An 18,329-nucleotide genomic window follows, 5' to 3' on the forward strand; every position below is an offset into this window, starting at 1 on the left:
TTGCCATAGACTTGCAAGTCACACAGGAGGAACCATGGATAACGAAACCGCGCGCCGCCAATTCGTCAGCGAACTTTGGCAGCGCTACGAGGAGTTGCAGCGATGGGCGGAAGAGAATTGGCCCGACAAGGATCATCCGCTGTCCAGCGCCGATTTTGTCGAGACCCGTAAGGAGATACTGGGCCTGCGCAATCCGGCGCAGGCGCCGGGCCGGCCGCCGTCGGCCGGCGCGCGGGGCGACGCCCGTGAGCCGGAGCAGGGCGGCGCTCAATACATCGACGTGAACCCGACACCCTGGCCTTGAGCCTCGCGGCCTAGTGCGTGACCGGCTTGCCGGTCTGCGCCAGCAGCCAGGCGATCACGCTGATGACCAGGCTGGCGAGCACGCCCCAGGCCAGCTTCAGCGCGCTGTCGAACAGCAGCGGCGCCACCAGGCCGGACACCAGCGCAAACAGCAGCATCTGGATGAAGGACTGCATTGACGCCGCCAGCCCGCTGTTGTTGGGGAAGTACTCCAGCGCGATCAGCGACAGGGGCGTCATCGACAGCGCCAGGCCGAAGGAATAGATAAACAGCGGCAGCACCGCGTACGGCACGGCTGCCACGAAGGCGCTGTTGTAGGCCACGTTGATGACGCCGGAGGCGATCATGACCGCGAAGCCCATCCACACCTGCGCGCCGCGCGAGAACCTGTGCGCGAACTTGCCCGACAGCGCGGAGCCGATCACCATGCCGCTGATCAGCGGCACGAACATCCATGCGAACGCAGTCTCCGGCAGGTGCAGGATGTTCATCACAAAGTAGGCGGCCGAGCCGATATACAGCGCCACGCCCGCGAAGCTCATGCCGACCGCGATCGACAGCAGCAGGAAGTGGTGGTGGCACAGCACCTTCCAGTAGTTTGTGGCGATGACGCCGAGGTGGAACGGGTGGCGGTCCTTGACGGCCAGGCTCTCGGGCAGCGCGCGCTGCACGGCGATGAACATCAGGATGCCGAAGCCGCTGAGGAACCAAAAGATCGAACGCCAGCCGAAACTCACCTGCAGCCAGCCGCCCAGCACCGGCGCGATGGCGGGCGCCAGGCCGAAGATCATCATGATATGTGACAGGATCTTCTGTGCGGCGACGCCGGAGAAGCGGTCTTGCACGATGGCGCGGCCGACCACCGAGCCGGCGCCCGCCGCCAGGCCCTGCACGATGCGGCAGGCCAGCAGCACGCCGATGGACTGCGCCATCGCGCCGACGACAGAGGCGGCGATGTACAGCACCAGCGACACCAGGATCACCGGGCGGCGGCCGAAGGAATCGGACAGCGTGCCGTAGAACAGCATCATGAAGGCGAAGCAGAACAGGAACATGCTCAGGGTTTGCTGGATCAGCATCGGGCTGGCGTCGAAGGCCAGCGCGATGGCGGGGAACGACGGCAGGTAGGTGTCGATGGCCAGCGGCCCGACCATACTCAGGCCGGCCAGCAGCAGTGTCAGCAAAATATTCATGAAAGGCGTATTGTTCTGTGAGCCGAGCATTTTACGCGATATGCGGTGATCGCATATCCAAGGGCGAAATCATTCCTTTGCCCTGCTGCCGGCGTTTTTATAATTCGAGACACTATGACTATCGATACCTATGATGGAACCGGCGTCAAGCCGTCGCACTGGAACCTGGATGGCGTGATCGAGCAGCTGCGCGTGTCGCGCGAGGCCACGCACAACATCCGCCATCACGGCAAGGTGCGCGAGCTGCCGTCGCGCGAGGCGCTGACGATCATCGTCAACGGCCTGTCGGCGGTGCTGTTCCCGACGCACTACGGGCGCCCCAACCTGACCGACGAAAGCATCGACTACTTCGTCGGCGACACGCTCAACACCACCTTGAACCGCCTGACGGAGCAGGTCCGGCGCGGCCTGCAGTTCTCGCTGGAGGACGCGCCCGACGATGAGGAAGCGCTGACGCGCCAGGCCCACGCCATCACGCGCGAGTTCGCGGCCGGCCTGCCGGGCATCCGCGGGCTGCTGGTGTCCGACGTGCAGGCTGCGTTCTCCGGCGATCCGGCGGCGACGTCGGTGGCCGAGATCATGCTGTGCTACCCGGGCACCATCGCCATCCTGTACTACCGGCTGGCGCACAGCCTGCACCGGCTTGGGTCGCCGTTCCTGGCGCGGCTGATTTCGGATATCGGCCATTCGCTGACCGGGATCGACATCCACCCCGGCGCGCAGATCGGCGGCAGCTTCTTCATCGACCACGGCACCGGTGTGGTGATCGGCGAGACGGCGATCATCGGCCAGCGCGTGCGTCTGTACCAGCATGTGACCCTGGGTGCCAAGCGCTTCCCGGCCGACGAGCAGGGCGCCTTGATCAAGGGCGTGCCGCGCCATCCCGTGGTTGAAGATGACGTGGTAATCTACGCCGGCGCGACCATCCTGGGCCGCATCACCATCGGCGCCGGCTCGACCATCGGCGGCAATGTGTGGCTGACGCAAAGCGTGCCGGCCGGGAGCAGCGTGTCGCAAGCGCAGATGCGCAACGATTAGATCGATCACACTTTGGGAACGGGTATTCATTTGGAAGCACCAGTCTTCAACCTGCCGGGGGGCGTGCGGATTGCACCGGTCGCCCAGGCCGATGCCGCCTCGCTCTCGTCGCTGATCCGGCGGAACACCGATCACCTCCGGAAGTTTGTTCCGATGGTCGTCGGGCTGGCGGTGGAAGAAGAAGCTGCCGCGCATCTCCAGCAAGCGGAAGATGCGTTTGCGGCGGGCGATATGCTGGAGTGGCATATTTTCCTGGACGGTGCCTTGTCCGGCGCGGTGCGGCTGAAGGACATCGACGCCGCCAACAAGAGCGCCGCAGTGGCCTACTTCATCGGCAAGGATTTTCAGGGAAGGGGCATCGTGACCTCTTCGGTATCGTCCGTGATCGGATATGGTTTCGGGTGCCTCGGACTAAACCGGATCGAGCTTCAATGCGCGGTTGGGAACCTCGCCAGCCGGCGGGTGGCGGAGCGCCTGGGTTTTACGCTGGAGGGTACCCTCCGGCAGTCGGAAATCCTTCACGGTGCGGTCGTCGACGTTCATGTCTTCGGCCTGCTGCGTGAAGAGTTCAAGTTTCAGGAGAGATGAATGACGGATCAATCGAAGTATGTACCACCGAAGGTCTGGGCGGCCGAAGCGCCATCCGGTGGCACGTTCGCAAGCATTAACCGCCCGGTTGCGGGCCCCACGCACGAGAAGGAACTGCCGGTCGGGAAGCACCCTTTGCAGCTCTATTCACTGGGCACGCCGAATGGCGTGAAGGTGACGATCATGCTGGAAGAGCTGCTGGCCGCAGGGCACACCGGCGCCGAATATGATGCATGGCTCATCCGCATCAATGAAGGCGACCAGTTCTCCAGCGGCTTCGTCGGGATCAATCCCAACTCGAAGATCCCCGCGATGGTCGACCGCAGCGGCGCCCAGCCTTTGCGCGTGTTCGAATCCGGCTCGATCCTGGTGTACCTGGCCGAGAAGTTCGGCGCCTTCCTGCCGAAGGAGCTGGCGGCGCGCACCGAGACCTTGAACTGGCTGTTCTGGCAGATGGGTTCCGCGCCGTTCCTGGGCGGAGGCTTCGGCCATTTCTACGCCTACGCGCCGGAAAAGCTGGAGTACCCGATCAACCGCTACGCGATGGAGGTCAAGCGCCAGCTCGACGTGCTCGATCGCCAGCTGGCCGATCATCGCTACGTCGCGGGCGACGAGTACACCATCGCCGACATGGCGATCTGGCCATGGTACGGCGTTCTTGTGCTCGGGAAGATTTACGGCGCCGGGGAATTCCTGTCGGTGCACGAGTACAAGAACGTCAAGCGCTGGGCCGACGACATCGCCGCGCGACCAGCGGTGATCCGTGGACGCAAAGTCAATCGCACCTTCGGAGAACCGGAAGAGCAGGTGCCTGAGCGGCACGCTGCCTCCGATCTGGACTAAGGGACTTACTTGCCCGGCTTGGCCGCGCCGCCGGCTTCCAGCGCCAGCTGGTCTTCGGTCTTGGAGTAGTCGGGGAAGTATTTGTTGGTCACAGCCAGGAACTCGCGCGAGCGGTAGGCCGCCGCGATGTCCTTGGCGAACTGCTTGTCCTTGTCGGCCGTGCGGATCGCCACCAGGTTGATGTAGTTGGACGAGATCTTCTCGGTCAGCAGCGCTTCCTTCAGCTTCATGCCCGAAGCCAGCGCGTAGTTCCCGTTGACGAAAGAGTAGTCGGTGTCCTGCAGGGAGCGCGGCAGCTGCGCCGCCTCCAGCGCGATCAGCTTGACCTTCTTGACGTTGACGGCGATGTCCTTCTCCGATGCCTTCACCGGATCGAACTTCTCGCGCAGCTTGATCCAGCCCAGTTGATCCAGCATCACCAGCGCGCGCGCCTGGTTGGTCGGATCGTTCGGCATCGCTACGCTGGTGCCTTCCTTCGCCTCGGCCAGCGTCTTGTGCTTCTTGCTGTAGATGGCGATCGGCGCGGTCGGGATCTTCACCAGGTCGGCCAGCGCCAGTTTGTTCTTGGCCGCGAACTCGTTCAGGTAGACGATGTGCTGGAACACGTTGGCGTCCAGCGAACCCTCGGCCAGCGCGAAGTTCGGCTGGATGTAGTCGTTGAACTCCACCAGCTTCACCTTGTATCCCTGCTTTTCCAGAATAGGCTTGATGCCCAGTTTGATCTGGTCCGCATACGGGCCGGAGCTGGTGCCGATCACCAGTTCTTTCGGATCCTTGGCGTAGGAGGGCGCGGCGATGCCGAGGGCGATGGTCAGTGCGGCGAGCAGCAGGTTGCGGCGAGGTGCGTTCATAAGTGTTCCTTTGATTAGCGTTTGTCTAGGCGTTTGGCGATGCGGTTGCCGGTGAACTGGATCAGCTGCACCATGGCGATCAGGATGGCGACGGTGGCGACCATGATGTCGGTCTCGAAGCGGTAGTAGCCGTAGCGGATGGCGAGGTCGCCGATGCCGCCGCCGCCCACCACGCCGGCCACGGCGGAATAGGACAGGAAGCTGATCGACAGCACGGTCAGCGCCAGCACCAGGCCGGAGCGGGCCTCCACCAGCAGCACGCGCAATACGATCTGCAGTTCCGACGCGCCCATGGCGTGGGCGGCTTCGATCACGCCGCGCGGCACTTCACGCAGGTTCTGCTCGACCATGCGGGCGAAGTAGGGCACGGCGGCGAAGGACAGCGGCACGGCGGCGGCTAGCGGGCCGATCGAGGTGCCGGCGATGATGCGCGTGAACGGCACCAGCGCCACCAGCAGAATGATGAACGGGAAGGAGCGCACCACGTTCACCAGCCAGCCGAGCACCAATGCGATCGGGCGGTTTTGCAGCGACTGGCCGTCCGCCACCAGGAACAGCAGGACGCCGAGCGGGCCGCCGATCAGCACCGCGGCGGTCAGGCCGATGCCGAGCATGGTCAGCGTTTGCCCGAGGGCGGTCCACATCTCCGGCAGCATGGCGATGATGGCGTCGAGCGAGGCGAGATATTCAGACATAGGCGGCCTCCGTGCCGATAGTGTTGGCGGTGTTGGCGGCCAGCGCGCTGGCGGCGCCGTGCTGCGCCAGTTCGCGACCCAGCGCGGTCTTGCGCGGTTCGGCCAGGATTGCGGCGTCGTCCAGCGCGAATTGCTCGGCGATCGCGCCGTCCTCGATGACGGCCACGCGGTTGCAGATCTCTCCCAGCACCGACAACTCGTGGCTGACGATGACGATGGTGACGTTCAGGCGGCGGTTGATGTCGCGCAGCGTGGCGAGCAGCGCGCGCGTGGTCTCCGCGTCCAGCGCGGAGGTGGGTTCGTCGCACAGCATGACGGCTGGTCCGCTGGCCAGTGCGCGGGCGATGGCGACGCGCTGCTTCTGGCCACCGGACAGCTGCGCCGGATAATTGGCGGCCTTGCCGCTCAACTCCACCAGCTCCAGGCACTCATTGACGCGGGCCGTGATCTGCGCCGGCGTGTGGCCGCCGTGGATGCGCAGCGGGAAGGCGACGTTGTCGAACACGGTGGCGTTTTGCAGCAGGTTGAACTGCTGGAAAATCATGCCGATATTGCTGCGCGCATCGCGCAGCTCGCGCTTGGACAGCGCGGTCAATTCGCGGCCGTCGACAAACACGCGGCCGCTGTCCGGCCGCTCCAGCAGGTTAAACAGGCGCAGCAAGGTCGACTTGCCGGCGCCGCTCTTGCCGATCAGGCCGAAGATATCGCCGGCATTCACTTCCAGGGAAACGTCGCGTACCGCGTGGAACGCGCCACCATCAGGCAGCGCAAAGGTTTTACTCGCATGATCGATGCGGATCAGAGGTGTAGTCATCAGGAATAAGCGGTTGGTGCCGGTTGTAAGGTTCCGGTGCGCGCAGTATCGCACCTGCGGCTCATGCGGCAAACGAAGTTATTCCGCTTTCTATATGCCTGGAAATTATAAAGGAGGGGCGTCCGCAGCCTTTCCGGGCTGCATTCCCCCGCCGGGTAGTGCTATCACCGGCCTTAAGGCAGATCCTCGTTTGATGCCTGCCGCGTTATCATTCCCACATGAGTCGCCGGATTTATGATCGATTTTATCGATAGTAACGCGGTAAATTTTTCGTTTTACAACTTTAGATGTGACGAGCATAATCGCTTCACTCGAAGACATGCACCAGGCGCTGGCATAGGTCCGGTCGAGTTCTTAACCCTTGTTCCCACATTCTGGAGTCCCACTAATGAAAAAAATCTTCGCCCTGCTGGTTGCCGCTGGTATCTCGTTGTCCGCCTTTGCCGCGCCGGAAAGCTTCACCTCCGACGCCAACCACACCTTTGCCCGCTTCGAGTACAGCCACTTCGGCTACTCGACCCAGCAAAGCCGCTTCAACAACACGACCGCCAAGATCGTGCTGGACCGCGTCGCCAAGACCGGCTCGGTTGAAGCCACGATCGATACCAAATCGGTGGACACCGGATCGAAACTGTTCGACGGCCACATTCAGGGCGAGGATTTCCTGGACACCGCCAAGTTCCCGACCATCACCTACAAGTCGACCAAGTTCAACTTTGACGGCGACAAAGTGGCGTCGATCGACGGCAACCTGACGATCAAGGGCGTGACCAAGCCAGTCAAGCTGACCGTGACCCACATGCAGTGCATGGATCACCCGATGCTGAAGAAACTGGCTTGCGGCGCCAACGCCACCGCCACCATCAAGCGTACCGAATTCAACGCCGGTAAATACGCACCTTACGTCGGCGACGACGTAACCCTGACTTTCGCAGTCGAATCCATCAAGGACTAATCGAACTGAGCCTGGCTCAATTCATTAGCTTCTGATGTGGGCTGGCGCGGTACTACGACCTGGTACCGCGCCGGCCCGTTTATTTTTAGGAGCAGCAGCATGACATTGAACCAGCTCGCGGTCGCGGCCGCACTGGCTTGCGCCGGTGTGGCGCAGGCCGCACCAGACCTCATCATCAGCAACGGCAAGATCGCCACGATGACCAGGGAGGGCACCTTCGCGCAAGCCCTCGCCATCAAGGACGGCAAGATCCAGGCCGTCGGCAGCAACGCCAAGATCCTGAAACTCAAGGCGGCCAACACCCAGCTGATCGACGCCGGCGGCAAGACCGTCATCCCCGGCCTCAACGACTCCCATCTGCACATCATCCGCGAAGGCTTGAACTACAACGCCGAGCTGCGCTGGGACGGCGTGACCTCGCTGAAGAAGGCGCTGCAAATGCTCAAGGAGCAGGCCGCGCGCACGCCGGACGGCGCGTGGATTAAGGTGGTCGGCGGCTGGAACGAATTCCAGTTCGAGGAAAAGCGCCTGCCGACGCTGGCCGAAATCAATGAAGCGGTGCCGGACAAGCCGGTGTTCATCCTGTACCTTTACGGCCTGGGCTTCCTGAACCAGAAGGGCATCGCCACGCTGGGCTACAACGCCGACACCAAATTCAAGGACGGCGTGGTCGAGCTGGGTGCGGACGGCAAGCCGACCGGCCTGCTGATCGCCAAGCCGAACGCGATGATCTTGTACACCACGCTGGGCAAGACCAATGTGCTGCCGCGCGAGCAGCAGCTCAATTCCACCCAGCAGTACTACACCGAGCTGAACCGCTTGGGCCTGACCAGCGCCATCGACGCCGGCGGCGGCGGGCAAGCCTATCCCGACGATTACGCGGTCAGCCTGGAGCTGGCCAAGAGCGGCAAGCTGACCGTGCGCACCTCCTACTACCTGTTCGCGCAGAAACCGGGCAAGGAGCTGGAGGACTATCAGCGCTGGCTGACCATGACCAAGCCTGACCACAACGACCACCTGTTCTACGCCAACGGCTACAACACCGAGGGCGGCGGCGAGAACCTGGTGTGGAGCGCGGCCGACTTCGAGAACTTCTTGGAGCCGCGCCCGGACATGCCGCGGCAGATGGAGAGCGAACTGGAGCCGGTGCTGCGCCTGCTGATCAAGAACCGCTGGCCGTTCCGCATCCACGCCACCTACGACGAGAGCATAGACCGCGATCTGGCCGTCATCGAAAAGGTCAACAAGGATACGCCGCTGAACGGCCTGCGCTGGTTCTTCGACCACGCCGAGACCATCAGCGACAAGCAGCTGACCCGCGTGAAGGCGCTGGGCGGCGGCATCGCGGTGCAAAACCGCATGTACTTCCAGGGCGAGCTGTATTGGAAGCAGTATGGCGAGCAGACCCGCCAGATGCCACCGATTAAAAAAATGCTGGAGATGAAGATCCCGGTCGGCCTGGGCACGGACGGCACGCGCGTCAGCAGCTACGCTCCATGGCCGTCGATCTACTGGGCGGTGACGGGCAAGACCGCGGGCGGCCTGCGCGTGTGGCAGCCCAAGGATGTGCTGAGCCGCTACCAGGCGCTCAAGCTGATGACCCAGGGCAGCGCATGGATGAGCGGCGAGGAAAAACTCAAGGGCACGCTGGCCGCCGGCCATTACGCCGATCTGGTGATCCTGCCGCAGGATTATTTCTCGATGGCGGCCGAGCAGATCAAGAACCTGGAAAGCAGCCTGACCATCGTCAACGGCAAGGTGGTGTACGCGGCGCAGGAGTTCAAGCAGTACGCGCCGGCCTTGCCTGAAGTGCAGCCGGACTGGAGCCCTGTGAAATACTACGGCGGCTACCAGAACAAGTAAGTCACACCAGCTGGAACCAGCCCAGCACCGCACCGCCTGCCAGCAGCCACAGCAGGTGGATGCGGGTGCGCCAGATCACCAGGCCGGCAGCCACCGACAGCGTCCACAAGGGCCAGTCGGTGGTCCAGTCGCGGTGGGCGCTGCCGAGGATGATCCCCACCGACACCATCAATCCCACCACCACCGGCGCCATGCCCTGCTTGAAGGCGCGCACGCCCAGCAGGTCCCGGTTCTGATGGCCCCAGCGTGCCGCCAGGTAGGTCAGCGTAGTGCTCGGCAACATAATTCCCACCATCGTCACCAGCACGCCGGCCAGCGCCGCCGCGTAGCTGCCCGCGTTCAGGCCGACGTTCCAGCCCATCAAGGCCACGAACAGCACATTCGGCCCCGGCGCCGCCTGGGCGATGGCGATCGAATCGTTGAACTGGGATTGCGTCAGCCAGTGGTGCTCTTCGACCAGGAAGCGGTGCATTTCAGAAGTGGTGGAGATCGCGCCGCCGATCGACATCAGCGACAGCAACATGTAGTGCGCGAACAGGTTGACCCAGTCGGCCAGGCTCAGCACCAGGTGCAATGGCGCGTCGTTCATGGCTGGCGTCCCTTCATTTTTCGATAGGTGAGGGTGACGCCGACGCTGCCCAGGATCAGCAGGGTGTAGGCCAGCGGCAAATGCAGCGCCACCACGAACACCACGCACAGCAGCGCAATGGCGGCGTTCAGCCACTGCGGTAGCGGATGCCTGCCGAGCGCGGACGCGAGCTTGAGGCCGGTGGCGGCGATCATGCCGGCCGACACCGCCGCCATGCCGCGCAGCGCGCCGGTCACACCGGGATGGTTGGCAAAATGGGAGTGCAGCATGGCCAGTCCCAGCACCAGCAGCAGCGGCAGCGTGAGCATACCGGCCAAGGCGACCATGCCCCCGCGCAAGCCGTAGTAGCGGCTGCCGATCATCAGCGCCAGGTTGACCACGTTGGGGCCGGGCATGATCTGGGCGACCGCCCATTCCTCGACGAATTCCTCCTGCGTCAGCCAGCGCTTGCGTTCCACCAGTTCGCGTTGCACGACGGCCAGCACGCCGCCGAATCCCTGCAGCGCCAGGACGGTGAAAGAGGTGAATAGATCAAATAGCGAGCTGGGGCGGGCGCGTGGCGGGTCGATAGGCATGCCTTATTATCGCGCCGGTATTGCCGCCTGTCCATTAGCCCCGCAGCGGGATGAATATTAATGCAGGATTGATAGGAAGCTGACATTGACTTTGGTCCACTGTCGGCCATACTCCCTAGGCATGACGCAGATCAGAGTCCCCGCCACCAACTTTTGCTAAGGATCATGATGAACGTTTCGCTTTTACAGCAACGCAGTGACGAGCAATGCAGTGCCGCAGTCAATCGCGGCATCCAAGTGCAGTCCAGCTTCAATACGGTCTGCGCGATCGAATACATGAAATCCCATAACGTGGATCCACGCGTGATCGAACGGGTGCTATTACACCCCGAACAGCGCCGAAAAGCCCCGCATTGAGGCCTCCGCGCAGACTGGTTTCTGGTTTACTTATACACAAACCATGTTGACAAGATTTTTTTTCAAAATGATTTCTTGTCACAATGCGAAGGCTTCCAAGTCATTGATTTGTAAGGGGTTTAAAATTGCCTTTTGGATGGGCAGTTTGTTGAAAACCGCATAGGTAAAGCCTCCCTGCGGTGTCAAGAGGGTGATATCCACACAGATATCCACAGCGTCTGTGGATATCCCCAAAAGTGCTATAACAATCCGCTACTTACAGCGGTTTTTTGAGCGCCTGCAGGACGCTGGCGACAACAATGTAGCGGCGCGGCAACTCGGCGCTGGCTGTCACGGTGACGCGCAGCCGCACCTCCTGGCCATCGCGGCGCCAGGCGCTGACCACGTCGGTCCACGCTTCGCCATCCTTCAACGCTTGCAGGGCGTCGCTCAACTGGTCCGGCGGGTAGGGCGGCGCGTGCAGCAGGCGCGGGTCCGCGCCCTGCAATTCCTCGCGGCTGTACTGGAACACGGCGCAGAATTTATCGTTGACCGTGACGATCTTGCCGCGCTCGTCCAGCGTGACGATCGCCGCATGCTGGTCCACCGCCGCAAGCAAAGCCCTGGCCTGGTCCAGCTCCTGTTGCAGCGCCTGCGCTTGCCGGTGCGCCTGCTCCAGCCCGGAATAGGCCCGCAGCGACGAGATCACCGTGGTGAACAGCTTGCGCGTGGTCAAGTCTGTCTTGCACCAGAAATCGTTGATGTCGTAGTCGAGGATGATGCTGTGTTCCAGCGCCTGTCCCGGCTGGCCGGTGCGCAGCACGATGCGTACCAGGTTGTTGTGCAGGGTGTCGCGGATGTGGCGGGCCACATTCAGGCCGGCGTCGCTGGTTTCCATGATCACGTCCAGCAGCACCAGCGCGATGTCGGGCGTGGTGCGCAGCGTGGTCAGCGCTTCCTCGCCGCTGTAGGCATGCAGGAAGCTCAGCCGCCGGCCCTGGAAGCAGACGTTGCTCAATGAGAATTTGGTGACCACATGGACATCGACGTCGTCATCGACGATCAGTACCCGCCAGGGCGCTGGCGCGGTTCCGGGTTTGCCTGCCTGGGGCTGGCTTGCCGGCGGTGCTTCATCCTCTATCATCCAATCGGTGTCGTCATTCTGGTTCATGCGTCAATCCCGCGAGAGGTCGAAGAAGGAAATTGCGGACCTTCACAGTGACACTATTCCTTGCCAGCACTTTTGTCAAAGGATTCCCCGGCGCGTGCGCGCCATACCTACTTATGCACAAAAAAATATTTTTCAAGCGCGCCGGAAAGCGCTTGGCGCCTGAATCTTCGCCGACGTAAGTATCTGATTTTATTGGGTAAAAATAATGCCTGTGGATTAGGCATTTTATTAAAACCCGCGCCGTTAAAGGCGTTCTCGGCTGTCAAGTGGCGGTTATTCACAACCTTATCCACAGTTGGTGTGGATATCTGGAAAAAGCGCTTTAAATACGTCGGCTTATCGGCTTTTCCTCAGGGATCGCGTCAGGCTGGCCACTTGGTAGCCTCAGATAATTCCATGCAGCAAGAGATATGATCTCAATGGGGCTATTTTACGGGTTTTGTTGGTTTGATTGACATTATTTCGCAACATTTCTCGCTTTTTACGCCTTTAGTCGTATGATGACTGCTCGTCGTTGTACGATGACTGTCGTTTTCGGGTCGCCTACCGCGGCGTGTTGGAGCTTGAATAAATCAATAACATACCTGAGGAGAATAGTTGTGATGACAAAAAAAACCATCATCTTTGGCGCCGTGGCTTTGTTATGTGGCAGCCAGGCTTTCGCGGCCGACTGGCCAAGCGGATATTCGAAATGTGCGGACGAGGGCGGAACCTGCAAGGCGGGCGCAAGCAGCAGGCTGGTGTCGTATGGCATCAAGGACAAATGGGTGATCGCGACCCTTTCCGGTGACATTCTTTGTGCCGCAGCCACTTTCGGCAGCGATCCGTATCCTGGCCTGGCCAAGAAGTGCGCGGTTGGCCCGCTGTCCACGCCGACGCCAACGCCGACGCCGACTCCAACTCCAACGCCGACTCCAACTCCAACGCCGACACCCACCCCAACGCCAACGCCAACGCCGACGCCAACCCCAGCCGACGCAACCTTCGAAGCCGCGCCGAGCACCGGCTGGGCAGGCCAGAACGGCGGTACCACCGGTGGCGCGGCGGCGCCCGCCACGGCCATCTACAAAGTGAACTCGGCATCGCAATTGATGGCCGCCATCTCGGCCCAGGGCGACAATCCGAAGATCATCAAACTGTACGGCACCATCGATCCGACGTCGGCGGACAATGGCGGCCCGTACACCAGCACCACCGACCAGGCAGCGCGGCTGCAGATCAAACTGGGCAGCAACACGACGCTGATCGGCATGGGCGGAGATACCAAGCTGGTCAACGCCAACATCGTCATCAATGGCAAACAGAACGTCATCGTCCGCAACATCAACATCGTCAATCCGTGCGACATCGCGCCGGTCTGGGATCCGAACGACGGCAGCACCGGCAACTGGAATTCCGAATATGACGGCGTGACCATCCTGGCCTCGAAGAACGTATGGGTCGACCACAACGTCTTCACCGACGCGCCAAAGACCGATGACCAGCTGCCGATCGAAAACGGCAAGATCAAGGAGTGCCACGATGGCGCGCTGGACGTCAAGAATGGCTCGGACTACGTGACGGTCTCCAACAACCGCTTCGAGCTTCACGAGAAGAACAACCTGATCGGCTCGTCGGACTCGAAGACCAGCGACGACGGCCATTTGACGGTCACCTTCAACAACAACCACTTCCTGAACGTGGCGGAGCGCGCGCCGCGCGTACGTTTCGGCAAAGTCCACATCTACAACAACTACTTTGAGGGATCGCGTTCGCACCCGGTATATCCGCACCAGTACAGCATCGGCGTGGCCTACAAGGCGAAGATCATCTCGCAGAACAATGCCTTCGACATCGCCGGCGCCTCCAGCTGCACCAACATCATGACCAACCCGGGATCGTCGAGCAAGACCGGCGCGGCCACCGATGTCGGTTCTCTGCTGAACGGAAATCCGCTGAATGCCGCCAGCGCCTGCAGTTTCAGTAGCGCGGTGGGCTGGACCTTGCCTTACACCGCACCCTTGCTGAACGCGGCGGCGGTCAAGGCCTCGGTCTTGAGCAATGCAGGGACAGGCAAGATCACCGTGAAGTAAGCCAGTCGCCGGCCTTGATGCATTTCAGGGCCGGCGGTTGCCGGGATTTCCTCAGCCGGTGATCCCGGCCAGCAGCTTGCGCACAGCCCCATGCGCCATGACGATCTCGGTGCCGTCGTGCAGCAGCGTGTTGTACCTGGCGCGGAATTCCGCGTCGCCGTTTTCGGACGGGCCGATCAGCGCCTCGATCGCCTTGCGGTAGGCGACGGCTTCGGCGGCCGTGACCGGCTCCGGCTCATCGAGCCGCTCGTCCATCTGCGTCATCAGGCCGGACAGCTTTTGCAGCCAGGCGAAATGCGGATGGTTGGCCACCAGCTGCAAATGCTCCAGCGGACTGCCGACCGCGCCAAAATACTGCGTCTCCACATGAATCAGCTGCTTGTGCAGGTCGCGCAGCGCGCGCGCCAGCGCCGTCAGCTTGGCGTTGTTGGCCAGTTCGTTGTCCGGTAAAGCCATAAGATTCTCCTGAGTTAGCTTGAAGCACCAGTGTACCCATCCACACCGCGATTGCCTATGCGCTAAAAGTGCAGTGCCGCGGTTTTACAGTGCGCTTGCTAAGCACTGAGGGTCTTCAGCCGGTCAAGCTCCGCCAGGAAGCGTTCGCTGGCGATGGCCGGCGCCCATGGCTCCCAGGCGGTGCCGCCGTAGATCGCCTGCAGTGGATCGTCGTTCAGCGGCGGCACGGTGATCTTCAGCGTGTGCAGCACTTCCTTCGCCGACCAGCCCACCACGTGCACCGCCTCGCTGGCCGCCGCCAGCCGGTCCGCCATCTTGTGGGCCGCGTGCTCTTTCGGCGTCCAGCGCTGCAGGCCGTAGCGTAGGAACACCGCGCTTTCCAGCCGCACCGTCAACGCCTTGAAGCCTTCGCCCAGGAAGGGCTTGAGCGGCGAGACGCAATCGAAACCCAGCAAACCTTCCTCCGCGTCGTGCAGCAGTTCGCGCAGCGCCGCCAGCGGCGGCAGCTCCAGCCCGACCGCCTTGCAGGCCGCCGCGCGCAAGTGCATCACCGTCAGCGAATGCTGGGCCACCGACAGCGGCAGCGGCCACGCCGAATGTCCGCCCCAGCGATAGGTGCGCGCCAGGCCAAGCGCAAGGTCGCTGTCTTCCCAGTCGAACGGCGTGGGATCGAGCAGGTCCAGCCGGCGCTCCGACGGCATGCGCACCCACGCGCGGTCTTCCTGACGATTGCGGCTCATGCGGCTTTCCTGATCTGTGGTTCAGGCTACATCCTACACCCAAGCCAACAATTATTTTTTGGTAAGCAGTGGCGGATTTGCAATACACTGGACGGATCTTGACTTCGTGATGGATGAACTCATGGCGACCAGACCTTCATATATCTACCAGGGCGGCTCGGTGATGATGCACTCGCCGCTGCAATTGAAGAACTCCGAGATGTACGGCTTTTTCGTCAAGGGCGACCTGGCCAAGCTCCAGGCCACGCTGGACGACACCCTGAATCAGGTGGCCGGCCAGCGCATGCGCTTCAATGCGATCTCGCCGTATGTGCTGCTGACGTTCACGCGCGTCAACCACGCCGATTCGGCGGCCCCGGTCGACCATGCCAAGGGCTGGATCACGGAGATCGACATCGTCACCTGGATCATGGTTGGCGCCATGGACGACGAGGGCAAGCTGGCCCACATCTACTACTACCCCGCGCACATCTTCGTCGACGACGCGATGGCGCTGATTAACGGCCGTGAGCTGTTCGGCTATCCCAAGTACCTGTGCGAATACGAGATCCCGGCGGCGGACGCCGAGCCGCTGCGCTGCTCCGTCGCGGCCAAGGGCTTCCAGGTGTTTTCGCCCGAGACCAAAATCGCCATGCATCCGCTGCTGGATGTGACGGCGACGCGCAAGACCGGCATCGAGAAGCCCATCACCAGCGTGCTGGATTTGATCGAGCAGGCGATAGAACTGTTCCTGTCCATCCCCGATTTTTTCAACCTGGACGTGGCGGGATGGGACGATATCATCTCGCTGCTGCGCAATCCGCGCATCGACCAGGTCTTCCTCAAGCAGTTCCCGGACAGCGCCGGCCTGAAGGCCGTGTACCAGGCCGTCCTGGCGGCGCCGGCCACCATCGACAAGATCCACAGCGGCAAACTGCTGGGCTACGAATACCAGTGCGTGCTGCACGCCTTCGACAGCTTCCCGCTCAACGAGACGCTCGGCCTGCAACTGGGGCCGCAAGCGGCCATCCTGCCGTACAACCTGAATTTCGATTTCACCGCGCAGCCGGGCGAGGAGCTGGTCGACAATTCCTCCATCGCGCCGCAGAAGATCGCCATCCTCGGCGGCGGCGTCGGCTCGATGACGGCGGCCTACTACCTGAGCGACCAGCCGGGCTGGCAAAACAACTACGAGATCACCGTCTACCAGCAGGGCTGGCGCCTGGGCGGCAAGGGCGCCAGCGGACGCAATGCGCAATACGGCCAGCGCATCGAGGAACACGGCCTGCACATCTGGTTCGGCTTCTATTCCAACGCGTTCAAGATGATCAAGGCCGCATACGCCAGCCTTGACCGCCCGGCCGGCGCGCCGCTGGCGACCTGGCGCGACGCCTTCAAGCAGCACGATTACGTGGCGCTGTCGGAGCAGGTCGGCGATCAGTGGCGCAACTGGTCCATCGTTTTCCCGACGCTGCCGGGCGAACCGGGCGAGGGCAATGAGCAGATCACCTTGTGGCAGCTGGCGGTCGCCATGGTCGGCTGGATCGAACAATGGATCAAGAGCCTGGACAAGCTGACCCGCGAACTGGAACTGCCTCCGCACCCACCCCACACCGGCGTGCTGCCGGACTGGCTGTATCACCTGGCCGAAGGCGTGACGTCGTCGGCGCATGAACTATTGGAGGACATGTCGCTGTTGGGCAGCGCCTTGTACGGCATGGTGGTCAACATGTCGGCCGATGTGGCGCAGCACACGGCGGGCGAGCATCTGGCGCTGGCCGGCGCGCTGGTGGGCGTGCGCCAACGGCTGCATGCGCGCTATCGCAAGTTGATCGACCAAGCCGACAGCGACACCAACGACGACATCCGCCGCCTGTTCATCTGCGTGGACCTCGGCGTGACGGTGATGAAGGGCGTGTTCGAGGACGGCGTGATCCGCAACGGCTTCGACGTCATCAACGATGTCGATTTCCGTCAGTGGCTGCGCAACCACGGCGGCGACGAGGAACTGTGCGTGGACTCGGCGCCGGTGCGCGGCTTCTACGACCTGGTGTTCGCCTACGAAGGCGGCGATTTCGGCAAGCCGAATATCGAAGCCGGCACGCTGCTGCGCGCGATGGCCCGCATCGGTCTGGCCTACAAGGGCGGCATCATGTTCAAGATGCAGGCGGGGATGGGCGACACGGTGTTCACGCCGCTGTACCAGGCCTTGCTGGCGCGCGGCGTCAAGTTCAAGTTCTTCCACAAGGTCGAGGAGCTGGTGCCGGACGGCCGCCAGATCGGCAGCATCCGCATGACGAAGCAGGTGGCGCTGAAGGGCGCGGACTACGATCCGCTGGTGGACGTCAAGGGCCTGGCCTGCTGGCCCAGCACCCCTAACTATGGCCAGATCGATCCGGCGCAGGCCGCGCTGTTGCAGGAGCACGGCGTCAACCTGGAATCATGGTGGAGCGACTGGGCCAGGATTTATCATCAACAGTTCGACAAGGAGCTGCCGGTGTTGACGCTCAAGCGTGGCGTCGATTTCGACCAAGTGGTGTTCGGCATCTCGATCGCCTCGCTCAAGCCTTTGTGCCCGCAGCTGCTGGCGCAAAGCCCGGCGCTCAATACCACGTATGAACAGGTGCAGACTGTAGCCACGCAGGCCTACCAGGTCTGGCTGGACAAGGACCTGACACAGATGGGTTGGGACTATCAGCCCGGCGGGCAGCAGCCGGTGTTGAGTGGCTTCGGCGAACCTTACGACACCTGGGCACCGATGGACCAGCTGCTGTGCCGCGAGGACTGGCCGCCCGCGCTCAATCCGCGCAACGTGTCCTACTTCTGCAGCGCGCTGCCGGTGGAGAGCTATCCGCCGGCCAGCGAGACCGGCTTCCCGGCGCTGATGGCGGCGAAGGCGAAGGAGGGCGCGGTCGAACAGTTGAGCAGGAGGATAGCGTCGCTGTGGTCCGCAGCCGGACCGGCCGGCGCGTTCCCGTGGCAATGGCTGGTGGACGGCAGCGAAGCGACCGGCGTGGCGCGTTTCGACAGCCAGTACTGGCGCGCCAACGTCGATCCGTCGGAACGCTACGTGATGTCTGTGGTGAACAGCACCAAGTACCGTTTGCAGACCGACCAATCGGGCTTCTCCAACCTGTACCTGACGGGCGACTGGATCAAGACCGGCTTGAACGCCGGCTGCGTGGAGGCGGCGGTGATGGCCGGCATGCAGGCTTCGCGCGCGATGAGCGGCCACCCGGCCGTCATCGAGGGCGAGACCGACGTCTAA

Annotated in this window: 20 protein-coding genes; 10 read left to right on the top strand and 10 right to left on the bottom strand. The window is 62.4% G+C overall.

Going from position 1 to position 18,329, the window contains the following annotated elements:
- The first annotated feature begins 34 nt into the window (after positions 1-34).
- Positions 35-304, top strand: a complete 270-nt coding sequence (locus ACUJB0_RS29000) for a hypothetical protein (protein WP_444848280.1) — start codon at positions 35-37, stop codon at positions 302-304.
- Positions 305-314: 10 nt separating this feature from the next.
- On the opposite strand, the gene ACUJB0_RS29005 is transcribed toward ACUJB0_RS29000, so the two are convergent.
- A complete protein-coding gene (locus tag ACUJB0_RS29005; RefSeq protein ID WP_444848281.1) occupies positions 315-1,496 on the bottom strand; it encodes a multidrug effflux MFS transporter in 1,182 nt (393 codons plus the stop codon).
- A gap of 114 nt (positions 1,497-1,610) precedes the next feature.
- Between ACUJB0_RS29005 and epsC the strand changes: the two genes are divergently transcribed.
- From epsC to yghU, 3 genes are read left to right on the top strand one after another with little or no spacing between them, the layout of a single operon-like run.
- Positions 1,611-2,534: a serine O-acetyltransferase EpsC gene (epsC, locus tag ACUJB0_RS29010; RefSeq protein WP_444848282.1), complete on the top strand. Its 924-nt coding sequence runs from the start codon at positions 1,611-1,613 to the stop codon at positions 2,532-2,534.
- A gap of 30 nt (positions 2,535-2,564) precedes the next feature.
- Positions 2,565-3,122 (top strand): GNAT family N-acetyltransferase, encoded by a 558-nt coding sequence (locus tag ACUJB0_RS29015; RefSeq protein WP_444848283.1) that lies wholly within the window; start codon positions 2,565-2,567, stop codon positions 3,120-3,122.
- On the top strand, positions 3,123-3,965 hold the full coding sequence (gene yghU, locus ACUJB0_RS29020; RefSeq protein WP_444848284.1) for a glutathione-dependent disulfide-bond oxidoreductase: 843 nt from the start codon (positions 3,123-3,125) through the stop codon (positions 3,963-3,965).
- 5 nt (positions 3,966-3,970) lie between these two features.
- Here the strand turns inward: yghU and ACUJB0_RS29025 are convergent, their stop codons facing one another.
- Genes ACUJB0_RS29025 through ACUJB0_RS29035 form a run of 3 tightly spaced genes read right to left on the bottom strand, consistent with a single transcriptional unit; the run spans position 3,971 to position 6,325 of the window.
- Positions 3,971-4,816: a MetQ/NlpA family ABC transporter substrate-binding protein gene (locus ACUJB0_RS29025; protein ID WP_444848285.1), complete on the bottom strand. Its 846-nt coding sequence runs from the start codon at positions 4,814-4,816 to the stop codon at positions 3,971-3,973.
- A 14-nt stretch (positions 4,817-4,830) separates the two neighbouring features.
- On the bottom strand, positions 4,831-5,511 hold the full coding sequence (locus ACUJB0_RS29030; RefSeq protein WP_444848286.1) for a methionine ABC transporter permease: 681 nt from the start codon (positions 5,509-5,511) through the stop codon (positions 4,831-4,833).
- Positions 5,504-6,325, bottom strand: coding sequence for a methionine ABC transporter ATP-binding protein (locus ACUJB0_RS29035; RefSeq protein ID WP_444848287.1), 822 nt, complete (start codon positions 6,323-6,325; stop codon positions 5,504-5,506). Before ACUJB0_RS29035 ends, ACUJB0_RS29030 begins: the two co-directional genes overlap by 8 nt.
- A gap of 388 nt (positions 6,326-6,713) precedes the next feature.
- Between ACUJB0_RS29035 and ACUJB0_RS29040 the strand changes: the two genes are divergently transcribed.
- On the top strand, positions 6,714-7,280 hold the full coding sequence (locus tag ACUJB0_RS29040; protein ID WP_161091222.1) for a YceI family protein: 567 nt from the start codon (positions 6,714-6,716) through the stop codon (positions 7,278-7,280).
- A 99-nt stretch (positions 7,281-7,379) separates the two neighbouring features.
- Positions 7,380-9,143 carry an amidohydrolase gene (locus ACUJB0_RS29045; RefSeq protein ID WP_444848288.1) on the top strand — a complete coding sequence of 588 codons (1,764 nt, stop codon included), beginning with the start codon at positions 7,380-7,382 and terminating at the stop codon, positions 9,141-9,143.
- 1 nt (position 9,144) lies between these two features.
- On the opposite strand, the gene ACUJB0_RS29050 is transcribed toward ACUJB0_RS29045, so the two are convergent.
- Together ACUJB0_RS29050 and ACUJB0_RS29055 are read right to left on the bottom strand one after the other, a co-directional pair.
- Positions 9,145-9,732: a chromate transporter gene (locus ACUJB0_RS29050; protein WP_444848289.1), complete on the bottom strand. Its 588-nt coding sequence runs from the start codon at positions 9,730-9,732 to the stop codon at positions 9,145-9,147.
- The gene (locus tag ACUJB0_RS29055; RefSeq protein WP_444848290.1) at positions 9,729-10,307 is read right to left on the bottom strand and encodes a chromate transporter; all 579 of its coding nucleotides are present in this window, start codon (positions 10,305-10,307) and stop codon (positions 9,729-9,731) included. The genes ACUJB0_RS29050 and ACUJB0_RS29055 overlap by 4 nt, the downstream gene beginning before the upstream one ends.
- Positions 10,308-10,472: 165 nt before the next feature.
- Here ACUJB0_RS29055 and ACUJB0_RS29060 point away from each other — a divergent pair, with 165 nt between their 5' ends.
- Positions 10,473-10,664 carry a hypothetical protein gene (locus ACUJB0_RS29060; protein WP_229213454.1) on the top strand — a complete coding sequence of 64 codons (192 nt, stop codon included), beginning with the start codon at positions 10,473-10,475 and terminating at the stop codon, positions 10,662-10,664.
- 78 nt (positions 10,665-10,742) lie between these two features.
- Here the strand turns inward: ACUJB0_RS29060 and ACUJB0_RS29065 are convergent, their stop codons facing one another.
- Complete coding sequence (locus tag ACUJB0_RS29065; RefSeq protein ID WP_444848291.1) at positions 10,743-10,865, bottom strand: hypothetical protein; 123 nt, start codon at positions 10,863-10,865, stop codon at positions 10,743-10,745.
- A gap of 55 nt (positions 10,866-10,920) precedes the next feature.
- Positions 10,921-11,814 (bottom strand): PAS domain S-box protein, encoded by an 894-nt coding sequence (locus tag ACUJB0_RS29070; protein ID WP_444848292.1) that lies wholly within the window; start codon positions 11,812-11,814, stop codon positions 10,921-10,923.
- A 72-nt stretch (positions 11,815-11,886) separates the two neighbouring features.
- On the opposite strand from ACUJB0_RS29070, the gene ACUJB0_RS29075 reads away from it, so the two are divergent.
- Together ACUJB0_RS29075 and ACUJB0_RS29080 are read left to right on the top strand one after the other, a co-directional pair.
- Positions 11,887-12,228 carry a hypothetical protein gene (locus tag ACUJB0_RS29075; RefSeq protein WP_444848293.1) on the top strand — a complete coding sequence of 114 codons (342 nt, stop codon included), beginning with the start codon at positions 11,887-11,889 and terminating at the stop codon, positions 12,226-12,228.
- A gap of 188 nt (positions 12,229-12,416) precedes the next feature.
- Positions 12,417-13,886: a pectate lyase family protein gene (locus ACUJB0_RS29080; protein ID WP_444848294.1), complete on the top strand. Its 1,470-nt coding sequence runs from the start codon at positions 12,417-12,419 to the stop codon at positions 13,884-13,886.
- 51 nt (positions 13,887-13,937) lie between these two features.
- Here ACUJB0_RS29080 and ACUJB0_RS29085 read toward each other — a convergent pair whose 3' ends face one another.
- Together ACUJB0_RS29085 and ACUJB0_RS29090 are read right to left on the bottom strand one after the other, a co-directional pair.
- Positions 13,938-14,342 (bottom strand): hypothetical protein, encoded by a 405-nt coding sequence (locus tag ACUJB0_RS29085; RefSeq protein WP_444848295.1) that lies wholly within the window; start codon positions 14,340-14,342, stop codon positions 13,938-13,940.
- A 98-nt stretch (positions 14,343-14,440) separates the two neighbouring features.
- Positions 14,441-15,082, bottom strand: a complete 642-nt coding sequence (locus ACUJB0_RS29090) for a phosphohydrolase (protein ID WP_444848296.1) — start codon at positions 15,080-15,082, stop codon at positions 14,441-14,443.
- 121 nt (positions 15,083-15,203) lie between these two features.
- Between ACUJB0_RS29090 and ACUJB0_RS29095 the strand changes: the two genes are divergently transcribed.
- A complete protein-coding gene (locus tag ACUJB0_RS29095) occupies positions 15,204-18,329 on the top strand; it encodes an NAD(P)-binding protein (RefSeq protein ID WP_444848297.1) in 3,126 nt (1,041 codons plus the stop codon).

Source organism: Duganella caerulea (genome assembly GCF_040362985.1).
Classification (GTDB): Bacteria; Pseudomonadota; Gammaproteobacteria; order Burkholderiales; family Burkholderiaceae_D; genus Rugamonas; species Rugamonas vulcania.

Coding starts and splice junctions, on each gene's coding strand:
- ACUJB0_RS29000 (WP_444848280.1), top strand. CDS start 35: ATGGATAACGAAACCGCGCGCCGCCAATTCGTCAGCGAACTTTGGCAG.
- ACUJB0_RS29005 (WP_444848281.1), bottom strand. CDS start 1,496: ATGAATATTTTGCTGACACTGCTGCTGGCCGGCCTGAGTATGGTCGGG.
- epsC (WP_444848282.1), top strand. CDS start 1,611: ATGACTATCGATACCTATGATGGAACCGGCGTCAAGCCGTCGCACTGG.
- yghU (WP_444848284.1), top strand. CDS start 3,123: ATGACGGATCAATCGAAGTATGTACCACCGAAGGTCTGGGCGGCCGAA.
- ACUJB0_RS29025 (WP_444848285.1), bottom strand. CDS start 4,816: ATGAACGCACCTCGCCGCAACCTGCTGCTCGCCGCACTGACCATCGCC.
- ACUJB0_RS29030 (WP_444848286.1), bottom strand. CDS start 5,511: ATGTCTGAATATCTCGCCTCGCTCGACGCCATCATCGCCATGCTGCCG.
- ACUJB0_RS29035 (WP_444848287.1), bottom strand. CDS start 6,325: ATGACTACACCTCTGATCCGCATCGATCATGCGAGTAAAACCTTTGCG.
- ACUJB0_RS29040 (WP_161091222.1), top strand. CDS start 6,714: ATGAAAAAAATCTTCGCCCTGCTGGTTGCCGCTGGTATCTCGTTGTCC.
- ACUJB0_RS29045 (WP_444848288.1), top strand. CDS start 7,380: ATGACATTGAACCAGCTCGCGGTCGCGGCCGCACTGGCTTGCGCCGGT.
- ACUJB0_RS29050 (WP_444848289.1), bottom strand. CDS start 9,732: ATGAACGACGCGCCATTGCACCTGGTGCTGAGCCTGGCCGACTGGGTC.
- ACUJB0_RS29055 (WP_444848290.1), bottom strand. CDS start 10,307: ATGCCTATCGACCCGCCACGCGCCCGCCCCAGCTCGCTATTTGATCTA.
- ACUJB0_RS29060 (WP_229213454.1), top strand. CDS start 10,473: ATGATGAACGTTTCGCTTTTACAGCAACGCAGTGACGAGCAATGCAGT.
- ACUJB0_RS29070 (WP_444848292.1), bottom strand. CDS start 11,814: ATGAACCAGAATGACGACACCGATTGGATGATAGAGGATGAAGCACCG.
- ACUJB0_RS29080 (WP_444848294.1), top strand. CDS start 12,417: ATGACAAAAAAAACCATCATCTTTGGCGCCGTGGCTTTGTTATGTGGC.
- ACUJB0_RS29085 (WP_444848295.1), bottom strand. CDS start 14,342: ATGGCTTTACCGGACAACGAACTGGCCAACAACGCCAAGCTGACGGCG.
- ACUJB0_RS29090 (WP_444848296.1), bottom strand. CDS start 15,082: ATGAGCCGCAATCGTCAGGAAGACCGCGCGTGGGTGCGCATGCCGTCG.
- ACUJB0_RS29095 (WP_444848297.1), top strand. CDS start 15,204: ATGGCGACCAGACCTTCATATATCTACCAGGGCGGCTCGGTGATGATG.